General features: G+C 70.1%; 15 protein-coding genes and 2 tRNA genes. 6 read left to right on the forward strand and 11 right to left on the reverse strand.

Features of this window, described 5'->3' with window-relative positions:
- Positions 1–61: 61 nt before the first annotated feature.
- From glxA to ABTX60_RS18080, 4 genes are all read right to left on the reverse strand, one after another.
- Positions 62–2,002: a radical copper oxidase GlxA gene (glxA, locus tag ABTX60_RS18065; RefSeq protein ID WP_352098008.1), complete on the reverse strand. Its 1,941-nt coding sequence runs from the start codon at positions 2,000–2,002 to the stop codon at positions 62–64.
- Positions 1,999–3,999 carry a glycosyltransferase family 2 protein gene (locus ABTX60_RS18070; RefSeq protein ID WP_352098009.1) on the reverse strand — a complete coding sequence of 667 codons (2,001 nt, stop codon included), beginning with the start codon at positions 3,997–3,999 and terminating at the stop codon, positions 1,999–2,001. The genes glxA and ABTX60_RS18070 overlap by 4 nt, the downstream gene beginning before the upstream one ends.
- A gap of 325 nt (positions 4,000–4,324) precedes the next feature.
- Positions 4,325–5,038 carry a FadR/GntR family transcriptional regulator gene (locus ABTX60_RS18075; protein WP_352098010.1) on the reverse strand — a complete coding sequence of 238 codons (714 nt, stop codon included), beginning with the start codon at positions 5,036–5,038 and terminating at the stop codon, positions 4,325–4,327.
- Positions 5,039–5,136: 98 nt separating this feature from the next.
- A tRNA-Lys gene (locus ABTX60_RS18080) sits at positions 5,137–5,210 on the reverse strand.
- A gap of 196 nt (positions 5,211–5,406) precedes the next feature.
- Here ABTX60_RS18080 and ABTX60_RS18085 point away from each other — a divergent pair.
- The 5 genes from ABTX60_RS18085 to ABTX60_RS18105 all read left to right on the forward strand — a co-directional run bounded on the left by ABTX60_RS18085 (position 5,407) and on the right by ABTX60_RS18105 (position 10,993).
- Positions 5,407–6,720, forward strand: a complete 1,314-nt coding sequence (locus ABTX60_RS18085; protein WP_352098011.1) for a peptidoglycan-binding protein — start codon at positions 5,407–5,409, stop codon at positions 6,718–6,720.
- A 135-nt stretch (positions 6,721–6,855) separates the two neighbouring features.
- The gene (locus ABTX60_RS18090; protein WP_352098012.1) at positions 6,856–7,974 is read left to right on the forward strand and encodes an SPFH domain-containing protein; all 1,119 of its coding nucleotides are present in this window, start codon (positions 6,856–6,858) and stop codon (positions 7,972–7,974) included.
- Between the two features lie 101 nt (positions 7,975–8,075).
- On the forward strand, positions 8,076–8,681 hold the full coding sequence (locus ABTX60_RS18095) for a lytic polysaccharide monooxygenase auxiliary activity family 9 protein (protein ID WP_352098013.1): 606 nt from the start codon (positions 8,076–8,078) through the stop codon (positions 8,679–8,681).
- A 106-nt stretch (positions 8,682–8,787) separates the two neighbouring features.
- The gene (locus ABTX60_RS18100; RefSeq protein ID WP_352098014.1) at positions 8,788–9,252 is read left to right on the forward strand and encodes a DUF3592 domain-containing protein; all 465 of its coding nucleotides are present in this window, start codon (positions 8,788–8,790) and stop codon (positions 9,250–9,252) included.
- Positions 9,253–9,292: 40 nt separating this feature from the next.
- On the forward strand, positions 9,293–10,993 hold the full coding sequence (locus tag ABTX60_RS18105) for an AMP-binding protein (RefSeq protein WP_352098015.1): 1,701 nt from the start codon (positions 9,293–9,295) through the stop codon (positions 10,991–10,993).
- Here ABTX60_RS18105 and ABTX60_RS18110 read toward each other — a convergent pair.
- From ABTX60_RS18110 to ehuB, 6 genes are all read right to left on the reverse strand, one after another.
- A tRNA-Lys gene (locus ABTX60_RS18110) sits at positions 10,959–11,032 on the reverse strand. The two genes, ABTX60_RS18105 and ABTX60_RS18110, sit on opposite strands and share 35 nt — an antisense overlap.
- A gap of 95 nt (positions 11,033–11,127) precedes the next feature.
- Positions 11,128–11,886: an IclR family transcriptional regulator gene (locus tag ABTX60_RS18115; RefSeq protein ID WP_352098016.1), complete on the reverse strand. Its 759-nt coding sequence runs from the start codon at positions 11,884–11,886 to the stop codon at positions 11,128–11,130.
- 208 nt (positions 11,887–12,094) lie between these two features.
- Complete coding sequence (gene ehuA / locus ABTX60_RS18120) at positions 12,095–12,892, reverse strand: ectoine/hydroxyectoine ABC transporter ATP-binding protein EhuA (protein ID WP_352098017.1); 798 nt, start codon at positions 12,890–12,892, stop codon at positions 12,095–12,097.
- On the reverse strand, positions 12,882–13,532 hold the full coding sequence (gene ehuD, locus ABTX60_RS18125; RefSeq protein WP_352098018.1) for an ectoine/hydroxyectoine ABC transporter permease subunit EhuD: 651 nt from the start codon (positions 13,530–13,532) through the stop codon (positions 12,882–12,884). Before ehuD ends, ehuA begins: the two co-directional genes overlap by 11 nt.
- On the reverse strand, positions 13,529–14,245 hold the full coding sequence (ehuC, locus tag ABTX60_RS18130) for an ectoine/hydroxyectoine ABC transporter permease subunit EhuC (protein WP_352098019.1): 717 nt from the start codon (positions 14,243–14,245) through the stop codon (positions 13,529–13,531). The genes ehuD and ehuC overlap by 4 nt, the downstream gene beginning before the upstream one ends.
- Positions 14,242–15,171: an ectoine/hydroxyectoine ABC transporter substrate-binding protein EhuB gene (ehuB, locus tag ABTX60_RS18135; RefSeq protein ID WP_352098020.1), complete on the reverse strand. Its 930-nt coding sequence runs from the start codon at positions 15,169–15,171 to the stop codon at positions 14,242–14,244. Before ehuB ends, ehuC begins: the two co-directional genes overlap by 4 nt.
- 106 nt (positions 15,172–15,277) lie before the next feature.
- Here ehuB and ABTX60_RS18140 point away from each other — a divergent pair, with 106 nt between their 5' ends.
- Positions 15,278–15,772 carry a DUF3830 family protein gene (locus ABTX60_RS18140; protein WP_352098021.1) on the forward strand — a complete coding sequence of 165 codons (495 nt, stop codon included), beginning with the start codon at positions 15,278–15,280 and terminating at the stop codon, positions 15,770–15,772.
- Here ABTX60_RS18140 and ABTX60_RS18145 read toward each other — a convergent pair.
- Positions 15,753–17,168 carry an amidase gene (locus ABTX60_RS18145; protein WP_352098022.1) on the reverse strand — a complete coding sequence of 472 codons (1,416 nt, stop codon included), beginning with the start codon at positions 17,166–17,168 and terminating at the stop codon, positions 15,753–15,755. The genes ABTX60_RS18140 and ABTX60_RS18145 overlap by 20 nt on opposite strands.
- Between the last annotated feature and the right edge of the window lie 14 nt (positions 17,169–17,182).

The raw sequence follows: 17,182 nt of genomic DNA on the forward strand, positions 1-17,182 counted from the left end.
CGGCCCATGAACAAGGGGCGCCCTCCTCGCGGAGAGCGCCCCTTCGTCATGCCGTCGGCTGTCAGGGCACCTTGACCCACTGCGCCTTGCTCGGCGTGCCGTCGGCATCCGTCACGAACAGCATGTACCAGCCCGCCTGGACCAGGTTCCGGTTCTCCGGCACGGTCACCGTCAGCTTGTCGCCGGACGCCTTGAAGTCCAGGGCGATCGACCGCTGGTCGACGTCCGTGACATGCGTGGCGGCGCTCGGCCGGATCAGCCGGACCTTCTTGACCTTCGCCGCGTCCGACGAGGTGAACGTCCCCGTGGAGCCGCGCTCGATGGTCTGCGGACCGCCCGACAGCGAGGGCCGGTCCGCGTCGCCGTACAGGTAGGGCGGCGTGTAGATCTCGATGCGCTGCTCGAACTCGCCCGGCTTGGTGTTGGCCTTGTCGGCGTAGAGCGAGTCGGAGCCGAAGAACATCACGCGTCCGTCGGGCAGCAGGATCGACCCGGAGTGGTAGTTGCGGCCCACGAGCGGGTCGGCGACCCGCCTGAGCTCGTTCTTCTCCGTGTCGTAGAGCCGTGCCTCGAAGATGTTGGAGTCGCCGCGGCCGCGGTAGTCCTCCGAGCCGCCGGAGATCAGCACGTTGTCGTCGGGCAGGATCGAGGCATTCGGGTAGCGGGTGCCCTTGTCCAGGGACGGGCCGTCCGCGAAGCGCGGGTTCGCCTTCTTCAGGTCGACGATCCGGGTCTTCTCGCTGGACTGCTCGGACTCGCCGACGCCTCCGCCACCGACCACCATGTACTTCTCGTCCTGTGCCGGCGGCAGCAGCACCGTGCCGGACGTCTCCATCAGGGTGGGATCGCTCAGACCGGGGATCTTGGCGAACTTGTTGGTGTCCACGTCCCAGACGCCCGGCTCACGGCCCACGTTGTCCGGTCCGTAGCCCGCGTTGGACCCCGAGTAGAAGACCTTGCCGTTCTGCATGAGGAACAGCGCCGGGTAGGTCGGGAACTGCCGGACCTTGCCGGTGTAGGCCCACTTCTTGGTCTTCGGGTCGAAGACCTCGTTCTTGCCCGGGACCAGCTGGCCGATGTCGTCGAGGCCGGAGACGCTGAGGATCTTCCCGTCGCTCAGGGTGGTGAGCGTCGGGTACCAGCGGGCCTCCTTCATCGGGTCGACCTTGATGTACTTCTCGGCGACCGGGTCGAACTCGAAGGCGTCCCGGATGCCCTGGAAGTCCTTCTTGTCGAGGGCGAGCTTCTGCGCGATGCCGTAGGTGTTCTTGGCGTCGGCGCCCTTCAGGCCGTGCACGCGGTAGTTGTCCTGCGTGCCCGTCTCGAACTTCTTGCCCCGCTTCTGCGCCTCGACGTAGATGCGGCCCAGGCCGGGGTCGTTGCGCAGGAACCTGCCGGTCGCCTTGTCGAAGACCTTCTTGGCGCGCGGTACGAGCACCGGGTCCTTGGAGACGAAGGTCTTGCCGTTCTTCTTGCCGGTGAACGTGGTGCCCGCGGGCAGGGTGATCGGCGCGTCCGGGTTCTCGTTGTGGACGATCATCAGGCCGCCGGCCTTGGTGACGTCACCCTGGAGCTTCTCGTAGCGCTTGGTGCCGCCGGCGATCAGCAGATTGCCGTTGGCGAGCTGGGTGTGGCCGGTGCAGAACAGGTCCGCCGGTGTGGGCACCTTCTTGATGGTGCCCTTGACCGGGTCCCAGATCCGGGTGTCGAACCTCTTCGCGTCGAAGTTGTCCTGGTTGTTGCCCGATCCCGCGACGAGCAGCACCTTGCCGGTGCGCAGCAGTGCCGCGTGGATGGTGTTCTGCCGGTACTCCTCGGGGAAGTCGACTATCTCCCACTTGCCGTTGGCGGCCTTGTACTCCGGCTTGTTGATTGTGTACTGGTGGTATTTCTCGGTGCTGAAACGGTAGAGCCACGGCCCGTTCATCCCGGCCAGCGCGAGTACCACCGCCGTGCCGATCGCGAGTCGACGGGCCCGGCGGCGGCCTGCACGGTCGTTCATTCCTTACGTCCCCCAAGTCCACCAAGGGCGATCTGCATGGTCTGGTCGGATCCCCCGACCTCCCCGTGTGCGCCCGGGGTGGCGGCCCACGAGGGCTTGTGCTGCGGGGTGTGCCCCGACGGCTGCTGCGGGATGGGCAGCGGCTGCGTCCGGGGCGGCCCCGCAGGGTCCTGCGGCTGTCCCGCGCCAGGGGCGGCGGGCTTCTTCGCGTCCTGCCGCAGCTGCCAGCGCCAGGCGAACACCGGCGAGGCGGTGATCAGCAGCGCGAACGTCGCCCAGATGATCATCGCGGGGTGGGAGTGGCCGAAGACGAAACCGGCCGTGATCGACCCACCGAAGATCGCGACGAAGTACCAGTGGTAGCGGAACGTGCCGAACCAGCGGTCCGGGCTCGCCGAGTCGCCCTTGGGCGTGACCACGAACTTGCTCTTGCGCCGCAGCACGGAGTCGATCAGCGCCTTGGCGTACAGCGGCGCCGACAGCGCGGACATCACCATGCCGGCCACACCGCCGGAGCCCTCCGGCTCGTGCGGCGAGACGTTGTGCCGGCGGTTCCAGACGTAGAGACCGATCTGCAGGGCGGAGGCGTTGCCGTAGAGCATCAGCCACACGGCCGGGTCGATGTTCACACCCGAGGCGCCCAGGCCCAGGAACAGGCAGCAGCTCAGCGCCGCCAGGATCCAGTTGAGGGCCGACATCGGGTAGAAGATGATCATCATCGTGTAGTTGAAGAGCTTGCTCGGCGGCAGCGAGTACCAGCCCTTCCAGTACTGCCCGATGATCGTCTCGTACGTCCCTCGCGACCAGCGCATCTGCTGGGTGAAGAAGTCCGTCCAGGCGCTCGGGCCCTCACCGACCGCGAGCACGTCCGGCGTGTACACCGAGCGCCACTTCCTCCCCGTCGCCGGGTTCTTGTGGCGGTGCATCTCGAAGCCGGTGGCCATGTCCTCGGTGATCGAGTCGTACAGACCGCCGATCTGCTTCAGCGCCTTGATGCGCACGGCGTTGGAGGTGCCGACGAACATCGGGGAGCCGTAGCGGTTGCCGGCGCGCTGGATCAGCGCGTGGAAGAGGAACTGCTGCGACTCGGCGGCCTTGGTGATGGGGTTGTCGTAGTTGCCGTAGACCTGCGGGCCGATGACGAAGCCGACGTCCGGGTCGCGGAAGAAGCCGAGCATCCGCTCCAGGTAGTTGGGCAGCGGCACGTGGTCGGTGTCGACCGAGGCGAAGAAGTCGTAGTCGTCGCCGTGCGCCTCGAGCCAGGCGTTGTAGTTGCCGTGCTTGGTCTTGGCGCGGTGCGGTCCCTTGGCCTGGTTCCACTTCGCGACGCCCTTGCGGGAGAAGTGGTGCACGCCGAGGCGCTCGCAGACCGCCTTCACATCGGGGTCGTCGCCCTCGTCGAGCAGCCACACGTGCATCAGGCCCCGGTGGCGGATCCTGACGGCCGCCTCCAGGGTCTTCGTCACCATCTCCAGCGGCTCCTTGCCGGGCACGAAGGAGGTGAGGAAGGCCACTCTCGTGCCGGTCTCGGGCACCACCGGGATCGGGTCGCGGGCGACCAGTGTGGCGTGCGCGTTCGACAGCACGTTCATGCAGCGGAAGAACTCGATCAGGCCGATCGAGACGAGCATGACCATGTCGAGCGCGGGCAGCCAGTCGAAGGCCGGGTAGTCGCGCTCGGTCCAGTGCTCGGGCTGGAGCAGCCAGAACAGCAGCACCAGGGACAGCACCGGGGCCGCGGCCAGCATCAGGGCGACGCGGATGCGGTGGGGCTCCTGCGAGATGAGCGAGCGGTACTGCACCTTGTACGGCTTGTTCGGATCCGGCTGGGTGAGGGGTCCGGCGAGCCGGCTGTAGTGCTCGTAGTCGTATCTCGGCAGTGTTTTCCTGATCCGCCGGAACGTCCCCGTGGTGCTCATCCGGTGCCCCGGCACCCTGAGCTGAGTGGTCTGGGACGGGTCGTTTTCCTGCCGGGCACCCGTGGGCCTCGACGTCATGAGTCATCCCCCCACACGCGGACAGCCGCGTGTTTCGTAGCTTTCCTACCGCCTGCTGCTGGTCCCCCTCGACCTTCACAGACGTATCAGTGGTGGATCGCAGTCACCACGTCATCCACACCCTATAGACACGGCAATGCGACCTTCCGGTTGCATGATGCCCCCCACGGCATCGGTTCATGAACGGGGCCCCTATCCCCGCCCAGCCCGCAACCGGCTCCGAATCCCCCCAACTGCCGCGAAATCGCAGCAACTTGTAAAAGCAGAAAACCAGATTCTACGGCGCTCACCATGATCGCAAGATGCGAAACACGGTGGTTACCGGTCATACACGTTCATTGTGACGCGTGCGGGGGTTCTGTGGAGACGTTGTCGACAGGCGGGCGCGAATGTTGCCGAAGTGCTCTCTTATGGCCTCCTCCGCCCGCATCGCGTCGCCGGACCGCACCGCGTCGAGGATCTCCCGGTGCTGCCGACAGGTCACCTTCGGGTCCTGCGGCTCGCCCCCCAGGTCCGTGCGGACCCGGTGGAAGGCGTCCCAGAACGCCTCCAGGACCTCGCACAGCAGCACGTTGTCCAGCCCCCGGTAGAGGGTGGCGTGAAAGGCCCGGTCGGTCTCGGCGAGGCCGGCTCCCCGCGCGGCCCGCTCTTCCATACGGCCGACGAGCGCGTCCAGTTCAAGCAGGTCCGCTTCCGGCATCCGCCCGGCGAGCCGGGACACGAGTCCCGTCTCCATGGCCTCCCTCAGCTCCAGCAGCTGGAGCAGGGAGTCCTCGCCGCGGGAGTGCCCGGCGACCGTACGGAAGGCGAGGCCCTCGATCATCGGGGCCAGGGACATCGGGCCGACGTAGGTGCCGAAGCCGTGCCGGATCTCCACGATGCCCATCGCCTGGAGCGCCTTCAGGGCCTCCCGCACCGAGTTCCGGCTCGCGCCGAGGTGCTCCATCAGCTCGGGCTCGGTCGGCAGCGGGGCCCCGGAGGCCAGCCGGCGGTCGATGATGAGCTTCTTGATCCGCTCCTGTAGGTCACGCGCTGCCATGGCCAGAGGGTATCCGGCCATGGCTGGGCGGGGACCTCGAAAGGACATACCAAGGCATACAGAAGGCCCCCCGCTTCCGCGAGGGGCCTTCCGGTCGGTGCGCCGCCAGGGACTCGAACCCCGGACCCGCTGATTAAGAGTCAGCTGCTCTAACCAACTGAGCTAGCGGCGCCTGCTGACGTCGTAACCCTACAGGACGTCGAGAGGTGCTCCTGACCACCGCCCGGGGTGCGGGCCCCCGGCAAGGCGGCGGCGTACATCATTCGGACCGTCAGCATGCGCGTGCGGAAGACAGTTGCGAAACTGGCAACGCGCGCCCTCCGGTGCCCGGGCGCCGCATTTTCCGCCGGAAGTGTGAGGGGAATCGCATGGAGTCGCCGGTATTCGAGGAAATCGACCCCGCGAGCGACTGCGAATGCCCAGGCTGCGTCCACTGGCGCCGCGCTCTCCCGCATTCCTGGTCCGGCCGCGCCGGCGCCCACCCGGCGGCGCACCGGGCCCTGGCCCTGGCCGCCGTGGCCTCCGCCGCCCTCGGCGCGGGCCACGCCGTACCGGCCGCAGCGGCCCCGCACGCCCCGCACCGCCCCGGCATTCCCGCAGATGACGAGCCCGACACCCCTCAGGGCGCCATGTCACCGCTGCACGGCCCCGCAGGACGCCAGACGGAGTCCTCCGTCCCCGCGGAGCTCCCCGCCATCACGCGGACGGAGATCATCAACAGGGCCAAGACCTGGGTCGCCGCGAAGGTGCCGTACAGCATGAGCGCCTACTGGTCCGACGGTTATCGGCAGGACTGCTCCGGCTATGTGTCGATGGCCTGGCGGCTGCCCCGGAACGAATGGACGGGCAGCCTCGCGGCATACGGGGAGAAGATTTCCAAGGAGGAACTCCAGCCGGGCGACATTCTGCTGTTCCACAATGTGTCCGACCCCGAGAAGGGCTCGCATGTCACCATTTTCGGCGGCTGGACGGACAGCACGCACACCCACTACACCGCCTACGAGCAGACACCCCCGCACACCCGCCGGCAGTCCACCCCCTACGCCTACTGGGACAACTCCAGCCGGTACGTGCCCTACCGCTACAAGGGCGTCACCGCGCAGGAGCCGGTCCCCGGCAAGGACGGCGGCCAGGCGGGTGCCCCGGCCGCCACGCCGTACCCGGGAGCGGTGTATTTCGGCCCCGGCGCGAACAACGAGTACGTCACGCAGCTCGGCCGCATGCTCGTCGCACGCGGGGCGGGCGGCGCGTACGCGTCGGGCCCGGGGCCGCGCTGGACCGGTGCCGACCGGCGGGCGACCCGGGCGTTCCAGCTGGCCCAGGGCTGGACCGGTGCGGAAGCCGGCGGGCTGCCCGACCCGCGCACCTGGGAGCTGCTGGTCACCGGCCAGGGCGAGGACGTGAAGGACGAGGTGGTCGGCCCGCCGCCCGCCTCCCACGGGGTCCCCGGCTACCCGGGGCGGGCGATGTTCCGCCCCGGCGCGAGCAACCCCTACGTCGCCCGGCTGGGCGAGCAGCTCGTGCGGAAGGGGTTCGGCCGGTTCTACCGGATCGGACCGGGGCCGGCCTGGAGCGAGGCGGACCGGCGCGGCGTCGAGGCCTTCCAGCGCACCCAGGGCTGGCGGGGCGGCGCGGCGGACGGCTACCCGGGCCCGGAAACCTGGCGGCGCCTCTTCTCGTAGGGCCCCGAGGCCCCTCTTTCCGCACGGCTCCAAGGCCCCCCACCGGGTGGGCCCCGAATCCCGGACGGGCCCTCGAGGGGCCCAACATCCGGGACCACCGTTGTGACGCATCTGGCGCGGAGGCTGGAGGCACGCATGAGTACGACCACTTCCCACACGTCCGAGTCCGACGGGCCGGCCGACGGACCGGCCCGGTCCGCCCGGCTCATCCAGAACGAGTCCACCACCGAGATCCCCGTCCACCTGCTGTTCCGCGACGACCCCGACCCCGCGCCGGTGCCGGTGAAGCCGGCGGTCGTCGGCCGCAGGCAGGGCACGGGGGAGCAGCCGCGCGTCAGGCGTCCGGTGGCCCCTAGGCGCCCGGTGCCGGAGGTCGACCCCGGCCTGGTGGAGCGGCCCGCGCGGGTGCTGCCCGGCGCGGCCGGTGTCCTGGCCGGGGTCTGTGGCGCGGCCGGGTGCGTGGCCACCTCCTGGTGGGCCGGGGTGCTGCCGCCGCTCGCGCTGGAGGCGCTGCGGCTGCCCGCGTACGCCGGGGCCGGGCTCGGCCCCGCGCAGTGGGCCGCGTACGCGGGGGCCGGGGCGCTCGGGCTGTTCGGGCTCGGCGGGCTGGCCCGGGGCCGCACCGGGCGTGCCTGGGTGCTGGACCTGTTCGGCCGCTACCGGGGGACCGTCCGGCGTTCCGGCCTGCTGTGGGTCAACCCGCTGCTGCTGCGCCGCCGGGTGGACGTTCGGCTGCGGCACTGGCGCAGCGAGCCCCTGCACGCGGCCGACGGGAGCGGGGTCGCGCTGCGGGTGGTCGTGCTGGTGGTGTGGCGGGTGCGGGACACCGCCCGGGCCATGCTGGGCGTCGAGGACCACGAGACGTATCTGCGTGAGTGCGTCGAGGCGGCGCTGGCCCGGGTGCCGGTGGAGATGCCGGGCGGGCCGCGCGGCGCCGGGGGTGCGGCGGCCGAGGCGCTGACCGGCCTGGTGGCGGCGGACGCGGCCCCGGTCGGCCTGGAGGTGTTCTCCGTGCAGCCGGTCCGCGTGGAGTACGCCCCCGAGATCGCAGCCGCGATGCACCGTCGCCGGATCGCGCAGCTGGACGCCCGGCACCGGGCGAGCGTGCTCACCTCGGTCGTGGACTCGGTGGAGGACACGGTGACCCGGCTGACCATGCGGGGGCTGGTCGAACTCGACGACTACGAGCGGAAGGTGCTGGTGAAGGACCTGACGGTGGCGTTCTGCGCCGGCCGGGGAGAAACAGCTCCGTGATTGGTATGGACATGTTCAACTAGCGGCCATAATCTCGAACTTGGTCTAGACCTACATGCACGGCTCACTGAACCTCCCCCACGTTCTCCAGGAGCGGCAGCATGCGTACCAGGACCAAGATGTCCGCAGCCGCGGTGGGACTGGCCACGACCGGAGCTCTCGTGCTCTCCTCCGGCGGTGCCAGCGGCCACGGCTACACCGACCTCCCCATCAGCCGGCAGAAGCTCTGCCAGAACGGCACCGTGACCAACTGCGGATCCATCCAGTGGGAGCCGCAGAGCGTCGAGGGCCCGAAGGGCTTCCCGGCCTCCGGCCCCGCCGACGGGCAGATCTGCAACGCCGGCCTCGGCCAGTTCGGTCAGCTCAGCGCACCGCGGACCCCGTCCGGCGGCGCCTGGCCGGCCACCAAGGTGACGGGCGGCCAGAGCTACACGTTCCGCTGGCAGTTCACCGCCATGCACGCCACGACCGACTTCAAGTACTACGTCACCAAGCCGGGCTGGAACCAGAACCACAACCTGGCCCGGTCCGACCTCAACCTCACCCCGTTCTTCACGGTGCCGTACAACGGGCAGCGCCCGCCGTCCACGCTCTCCCACAGCGGCAGGCTGCCGGCCGGGCTCAGCGGCCGGCACGTCATCGTGGCGGTGTGGACGATCGCCGACACGGCCAACGCGTTCTACGCCTGCTCGGACGTGACCTTCTGAATCCTGCCGAACCTCTGAGCTTCTCTTGAGTCACCGCTGCGGCCGGTGTGGGTAAGTTCCTGCCACGCCGGCCGCTCGATGGCCGCCCAGGGCATCGGGGGAGCTCATGGAAACCTTCTTCTACATCGTGCCCATGCTCATGATCGCGGTCGCTTCCTGCGCCGTGGTCGTGGTGATCCGCCGCTCCGTGCGGGTCAGCCGCGCCTGGAACAGCGGTCTGACCGCCGAGGCCCGCTGTCTGCGGACATACGCGACGACGAGTGGGGGCGGCGACAGCTCGGTGCGCACCACTCTGCACCACGTGTACGAGTTCACCACGCGCGAGGGCCGTGGCGTCCGCTTCGAGGAGCACGGCGGGCCCGGGACGACCCTCGAGGGCGACATCGTCACCGTGCACTACCCGGCGGACCGCCCGGAGCACGCCACGGCCAGGCCTCCGGCGCAGGGGAAGCTCGTCGCGGGCACGGGATGTCTGCTCGCCTTCCTCGGCACGTTCATCCTCTTCGCCGTCGGCTTCATGGTGGTGACGTACGCGATGTTCTCCGCCGTGGGCGACTTCCTGCAGCCGTAGCGCTCCACATCTGACGCTATGTCAACTACCGTGCGCGCCCATGGACTCCAGGGCGAGCACGGTCGCGGAACTCATCGCCGCCCGGTGGGGCGACCACCGCCCCGGCCTGCGGTGCGAGGACGGCACCTTCACACACCACGAGGTGGCGGCGGGCGCCGCGGCCCGGGCGGCACTCCTCACGGACCTCCTGCCGCCGGCCGCCGAACCCCACCTCGGGGTGCTCCTCGACAACACTCCCGAGTTCCCGCTCTGGCTGGGCGCCGCGGCCCTGGCGGGGGCGGCCGTCGCCGGGGTCAACCCCACCCGGCGCGGTGCCGAACTCGCCCGCGACATCCTTCACACCGAGTGCCGCGTCCTGATCACCGAGCGGGCCCACCTGCCGCTGCTCACAGACCTGGATCTGCCGGGTGTCCGTCTGCTGGTGACGGACACCCCGGAGTACGCCGAGCTCCTCACCCCGTACGCCGAGGCTCGCCCCGACCCTCGCAGGGCCACCCCCGGCGATCGCTTCCTGCTCTACTTCACCTCCGGCTCGACGGGCGCCCCCAAGGCCGCGCTCTGCTCCCAGGGCCGTCTGGCGGCCGCCGGCCGCTCCCTGGCGGACCAGTTCGCCCTGTCGCCGGACGACGTCCACTACGTCTGCATGCCGATGTTCCACGGCAACGCGGTGATCGCCGACTGGGCACCCGCGCTGGTGACCGGCGCGGCGGTGGCGTTGCGTCGCCGCTTCTCGGCGTCCGGGTTCCTGCCGGACGTGCGCCGGTACGGGGCGACGTACTTCACGTACGTGGGCCGGGCGATCCAGTACGTCCTGGCCACCGGGCCGCGCCCGGACGACCGCGACCACTGTCTGCGCCTGGGCTTCGGCACGGAGGCGGGCGCGGTGGACGCGGCCGCCTTCGAGCGGCGCTTCGGGGTGCGGCTGGTGGAGGGCTACGGCTCGTCGGAGGGCGGGGCGGCGATCGCGTGGACACCGGGGACACCGCCGGGCGCGGTCGGCCGGTCGACGCCCGGGCTCGTCGTCCTCGACCGGGAGACCTGTGCGGAGTGCGAGGCTGCCGTCTTCGACGGGGCGGGGCGGCTGCTCAACGGGGACGAGGCGATCGGCGAACTCGTCAACCAGGGGTCCAGCCCCTTCGAGGGCTACTGGCGCAACCCTCCGGCGGAGGCGGAGCGCCGTGGATGGGGGTCCCCCCGCTCGAGCGAAGCCGAGAGTGGGGGAGGCTGGTACTGGACGGGCGACCTCTTCTACCGCGACACCGACGGCTACCTCTACTTCGCCGGCCGCACCGACGACCGTCTCCGGGTGGACGGGGAGAATTTGGCGGCGGCGATGATCGAGAACATCCTCGCGCGGTACGAGGGGGCGGAGGCGGTCTGTGTGTACGCCGTACCGGACCCGGTGACCGGGGACCAGGTCATGGCCGCGATCGCCGGTTCGTTCGATCCGGAGGGCTTCGAGGCGTTCCTCGCCGCTCAGCCCGACCTCGGGACGAAGATGGCGCCCCGGTTCGTGCGGGTGGTGGAGCGGATGCCGGTGACGGCGACGAACAAGATCCGCCGGGCGGAGCTGCGCGGGGAGGGTGTGCGGTGCGCCGGCCCGGTGTGGTGGCGGCCACCCGGGGAGCGGGCGTACCGCAGGCTGACCGAAGGGGATCGCAGACGCGCTGAGGGGCCTCTCGCTCCCACGAGAGGCCCCTCATCCGTGCGCCGCCAGGGACTCGAACCCCGGACCCGCTGATTAAGAGTCAGCTGCTCTAACCAACTGAGCTAGCGGCGCATGACTCTCGCCTGCCGTCGGAATCGCGTTCCGCGGCGGGCGACGGGAAAATACTACCCAATGCCGGGGGGTGCTCCGGACCACCCGGCATGGGTCTAGATCGCCAGGGAGAGCAGCACCGGGGCGGCGTGGCGGTTCAGGGTGTCCGCGGCCTGGCGCAGGCGGTGGGCGTGCTCGATCGGGAGGGACAGTGCCAGGCAGCCGACGGAGGAGCCGGCCGTGATCGGGACGGCCGCGCAGACCGTGCCGATCGCGTACTCCTGGAGGTCCAGGACGGGCACGGTGGGCGGCTGCGCCTCCAGCCGGGAGAGCAGGAGCCGGTCGCTGGTGATGGTGCGCGAGGTGAGGCGGGCCATCTTGTGCCGGGCGAGGTGGTCGCGCCGGCCGGCGTGGTCGAGCTGGGTGAGCAGGCTCTTGCCGATGGCGGTGGCGTGGGCCGAGGAGCGGAAGTCGACCCACTCGTTGACGGCGGGCGTGGACGGGCTGTCGGCGTAGTGGGTGATGCTGATCTCGCCGTCGACGTACCGGCTCATGTAGATGGCGGCGCCGACCGAGTCCCGCAGCCGGTCCAGGGTGCGCTGGAGCTTGTCGCGCAGCGCCTGCTCGCGGTGGTGGGCGGAGCCGAGGCGGGCCAGGGTCTCGCCCGTGACGTAGGCGCCGTCGGCGATCTGCTCGACGTAGCCCTCGCGGCGCAGCATGCGCAGGAGCGTGGTCAGCCGCTCCGGTGCGATGCGGGTGTGCAGGGCTATCTCGGCGTCGGTGACACCGCTGGTACCGCGCGCCACGGTCTCCAGGACGCGCAGGGCTTCCTGGGCCGAGTGATACGGGGTGGTCGGCTCGTGCTTCAGCGCCACGGTGGTCTCCCCCTGCGCTTGCTGTAGGGCCGTAATCCGGTCAGTGAACCTTTTCCAGGTTAACCGGCAATGGGCTTGCGGGGAGCGGGGGTTGACAAGATTCCCGGGGCCCCGGACTGGGGCAATGACACTCTGGCATGTGCCAGAAGCATGCCCCAGTCGCGTCCCGGTCACCGGGCGGGGTGTTCTGCCTGTTCACGGGCTGTAGTCACAGCACTGCGCTGAGGAACTCCCGTGTCCGGTCCAGCTCCGGGTCACTGAAGATCTTTTCCGGTGTGCCCGACTCGATGATCCGGCCGTGGTCGAACATCAGTACCTGGTCGGAGATGTCCCGGGCGAAATTCATCTCGTGGGTCACGCAGAGCATCGTGATGTCGGTGGAGCGGGCGATGTCCCTGAGGACGTCGAGGACTCCCGCCACCAGCTCGGGGTCGAGCGCGGAGGTCACCTCGTCCAGCAGCAGCACCTGCGGCCGCATCGCCAGGGCCCGGGCGATCGCCACCCGCTGCTGCTGGCCGCCGGAGAGCTGGGCCGGGTGCGCGTCGCACTTGTCGGCCAGGCCCACCATGTCGAGCAGGCCCTTGGCCCGCTCCACCGCCTCGTCCTTCGACATGCCGAGGACGGTGACCGGCGCCTCGGTGATGTTCCGCAGCACCGTCATGTTCGGGAACAGGTTGAACTGCTGGAAGACCATGCCGATCTTCTTGCGGACCTCGCGGACCTGCTTGTCGGAGGCCGGGAACAGCTGCTGCCCGTCGACCGTGATCGTGCCCTCGTCGGGCTTGAGCAGGGTCATCAGCAGCCGCAGGATCGTGGTCTTGCCGGATCCGGACGGCCCGATCAGGGTGACGTGCTTGCCGGCGTCGACCGAGAAGTCCAGGTGGTCCAGGACGGTGTTGCTCCCGAACCGCTTGGTGACCTGCTCCAGCCGGATCAGCTCGCCGGTGCTCCCGACGGGGCTCTTCTCGGGGTTGGTGCCGGGATTGGGGAGAGTGTCAGTGGGCAAGGCGTCGCTCCAGGGCTCGCAGGGCAAGGGAGGCCAGGTAGGAAATGACGATGAAGGCCACGCCGATCACCGTCAGCGGCTCGGTGAACTGGAAGTGCTCCTGCGAGTACAGGCGCGCCTGGCCGAGCATCTCCAGCACGGTGATCGCCATGACCATCGGCGTGTCCTTGAGCATGGAGATGACGTAGTTGCCGAGCGCCGGGACGACGCGACGCACCGCCTGCGGCAGGATCACCGCGGTCCACGTCCGGTGCAGCGGCAGGTTCAGCGCCGTCGCCGCCTCCCACTGACCGACCGGCACGGCCTCGATACCGGCCCGGTAGACCTGCATCGTGTACGTCGAGTAGTGCAGCCCGATCGCGAAGACGCCGGTGGTCAGCGCCGAGAAGGTCAGGCCCCACTCGGGCAGCACGTAGAAGAGGAAGAACAGCTGCACCAGCAGCGGGGTGTTGCGGACGAACTCCGTGACCACGCCGAGCGGCCAGGTCACCCAGCGCGAGGGCACCCGCATCAGCAGCGCCCACACCAGGCCCAGCGCGAACGAGATCAGCGAACCGAGGGCCAGGATCTGCAGGGTGACCAGCAGACCGTCCCAGAGGTGCGGCATGAAGCCGCTGACAGCGCTCCAGTCCCATTTCATGCGACGGCACCTCCGACCCCGGTCGTCTGCGCACGTTCCAGCTCCTGGTCGGGCGTACTTCCGACCGGCTTGCCCGTGCCGGCCTTGAGCTTGCGTTCCAGACCGCGCATGCCGCGGGTCAGCACGAAGGCGATCACGAAGTAGATCAGCAGCACGATCGTGTAGATCTCCGCGCTCTCCTGGAGCGCCAGACGCACCAGGTTGCCGCTGAACGCCAGGTCACCCATGCCCATGACGGACACCAGGGCGGTGCCCTTGAGCAGCTCGACCAGCAGGTTGGAGAACGGCGGGACCATCTCCGGCACCGCCTGTGGCAGCAGGATCAGCCGCAGCCGCTGCCAGGGCGTGAAGCTGAGCGCGATCCCGCCCTCCTTCTGCGCCGGGTCGACCGCGTTCAGCGCACCGCGCACGATCTCGGAGCCGTACGCCCCGTAGGTCAGTCCGAGGGCGAGAGTGCCCGCCCACAGCGGCACCAGCTGCCAGCCGAAGGCGATGGGCAGCACGAAGTACACCCAGAAGATCATCACCAGCGCCGACGTGCCGCGGAACACCTCGGTGTACACGCCCGCGAGGAAGCGGACGATCCACAGCCGGTGGGTGCGCGCGACACCGACGGCGAAGGACACCACGGCGCCCAGCAGGGCGCTGCAGACGAGCAGCTGGACCGTGACCCAGACGCCCTTGAGTACGAGTTCCCAGAGTCCCGAGGTCATCCGCCGCAGAGCTCCTTCGCGGTCAGATCCGTCATCTCGGCCTCGGTGAAACCGAACGGCTTGAGGATGCGGAGCAGTTCGCCGCTCTTCTTGAGCTTGCGCAGCTCCACGTTGAAGGCGTCGCGCAGCTTCGTCTCGGTCGGCCGGAACGCGAAGGCGCCGCCGTCGACGTGCGGCTTGCCGTCGACGGTCGGCTTGAACGGATCGGTGGCCTCCGCCTTGGCGGACTTCTTGACCACCTCGCGCACGGTGAGCGCCGTGCCGGCGAACACGTCCACACGTCCCGCCTCGACGGCGTTCAGCCCCGCCACCTGGTCCGGGACGATGAGGATGTCGCTCTCCTTGTACCCGGCGTCCACGGCGTACTGGATCTCGGCGTAGCCGGTCCCGGTGGCGAACTTCGCCTTCTTCCCCACGATGTCCTTGTAGCTGCGCAACCCCTTCGGGTTCCCCTTGCGCACGATGAACGCGTCGAGCATCTGGTAGTCGGGGTCGGCGAAGATGACCTGCTCGCAGCGCTCGGGGTTCACGTACATCCCGGCGGCCACGACGTCGAACTGCTGGGAGTTCAGGCCCGGGATGAGCGAGCCGAACTCGGTCGGCACGGGCTGCACCCGGTCGACGCCGAGCCGCTTGAAGATCACCTTGGCCAGTTCCGGCGCCTCACCGGTCAGTTCGCCGTTCGTGTCGATGAAGCCGAACGGGATCTCGCCGGCGATGCCGAGCCGGACGACGCCCGCCGCCCTGAGCCGGCCGAGCAGGTCACCGCCCTCGGCGTCCGACGCGGTGGCGACCCGGCTGCATCCGGCGGCACCCAGCGCGCCGAGCGCCGCCACCCCCGCGAGCAGCGACCGGCGCGTGGGCCCGGAAACGGGCCGGGGTATGGGTTCGGGACATCTGAAAGGGCTTCTCTGTGGTGGAGCCATGGGCGCGCGGCTACCCGACCGCCTCCGAGTTATGCCGATCTTTTCAAGCCCCGCACTCACCACCCGCGCCCTTGACCGCGGCGGCGGCGGGCACTCCCATGGAGGCATGGCTGATCGCTACATCGAAGTCTCGCTGGTCAAGCGCGACGTGACCTGCACGGCCAAGCTGCTGGACGACCGCGCGCCGATCACCTGCGCGGCCGTCTGGGATTCCCTTCCGCTGGCCGGCGACGTCTACCACGCGAAGTACGCACGCAACGAGATCTACGCCCTTTTCCCGCCCTTCGCCGAAACCGAACCACCCCTGGAAAACCCGACCATCACCCCTATCCCCGGCGATCTGTGCTATTTCACCTTCGCCGGGGCGGAGTTGGGGACCAAGGCGTACGGCTACGACCGCGAGGTCCGCGCCGGGACCACGCTCGTCGACCTGGCCCTGTTCTACGAGCGCAACAACCTGCTGCTGAACGGCGACGTCGGCTGGGTGCCCGGCATCGTCTGGGGCCAGGTCGTCGACGGCCTGGACACCATGGCCGAGGCGTGCAACGACCTGTGGAGGTCGGGAGCGGCGGGGGAGTCGCTCAGCTTCCGGAGGGCGTAGGACGGCCGGCGGAGGCCACCCCCGCCTCGTACAGCGCGTGCGCCGCCCGCAGCACCAGATCGTCCCGGTGCCGGGCGGCCACGAGCTGCAGACCGATCGGCAGACCGTCCGCGTCCGAGCCGACCGGCACGCTCGCCGCGGGCTGCTGCGTCATGTTGAACGGGTAGGTGAACGGGGTCCAGCCCGTCCACCGCCGATGGCCGGAACCCTTCGGTACCTCCGCGCCCGCCTCGAACGCCGTGAGCGGCATGGTCGGCGTGACGAGCAGGTCATAGGTGTCGTGGAAACGGCCCATCCGGCGGCCGAGGTGCATCCGGACGTCCACCGCGGCCAGATAGTCCAGCGCCGAGTACCGGGCGCCCCGCGCACAGATCTCCCGCAGCCCCGGGTCCAGCGATTCCCGCTGGTGCGGGCCCAGGTGCTGGGTCACCCGGGCCGCCCCGCTGAACCACAGGGTGTGGAAGGCCTCCACCGGGTCGGTGAGGTCCGGGTCGGTCTCCGTGACGTACGCGCCGAGTTCCGCCAGCCGCTCCACCGCTCGTCGCACCGCCCTCGCGACCGCGGGCCGCACCGCCACCTGCCCGCCCAGCGACGGCGAGTACGCCACCCGCAGCCCCCGCACCCCGGCCCCGCCGGCCAGGCCGTCCGTGTACGGGCCGGCCGGGGCCGCGAGCGCCGACCAGTCGCGCGAGTCCGGATGCCCGATGACGTCCATCAGCAGCGCCGCGTCCGCCGCGTCCCGGGTCATCGGTCCGACGTGCGCCAGCGTGCCGAACGCGCTCGCCGGGTAGAGCGGCACCCGCCCGTACGTCGGCTTCAGCGCGAAGATCCCGCAGAACGACGCCGGGATGCGCACACTGCCGCCGCCGTCCGTGCCCAGCGACAGCGGCCCCGCGCCGAGCGCCACCGCCGCCGCGCTGCCGCCGCTCGACCCGCCCGCGGTGCGCGAGGGGTCGCACGGGTTGCGCGTGATCCCGCTGAGCGGCGAGTCCGTCACGCCCTTCCAGCCGAACTCGGGCGTCGTCGTCTTGCCGATGAAGACCACCCCGTGCTCCCGCAGCCGGGCCACGGAGGGGGCGTCCTCGTCCCACTTCCCCGCCGGATCCACGGCCCTGGACCCGCGCAGGGTCGGCGCCCCGCGCTGCAGCAGGATGTCCTTGACGGTGACCGGCACCCCGTCCAGCAGCCCGCGTGGCTCACCGCGCCGCCATCGCTCCTCCGACTCCCCGGCCCGCTCCAGCGCGTCCTCGGCGGTCAGCCGGACGAAGGCGTTCACCTCCGGCTGGATCGCCTCGGCCCGCTCCAGCGCCGCCCGGGTCGCCTCCACGGGACTCCACTCGCCCTTGCGGTACCCGTCGAGAAGCCGTACGGCGGTCAGGTCGGTGAGCTCGGTCATCCACCCTCCAAGGA

This window comes from Streptomyces sp. NPDC126510, from assembly GCF_040302345.1.
Classification (GTDB): Bacteria; Actinomycetota; Actinomycetes; order Streptomycetales; family Streptomycetaceae; genus Streptomyces.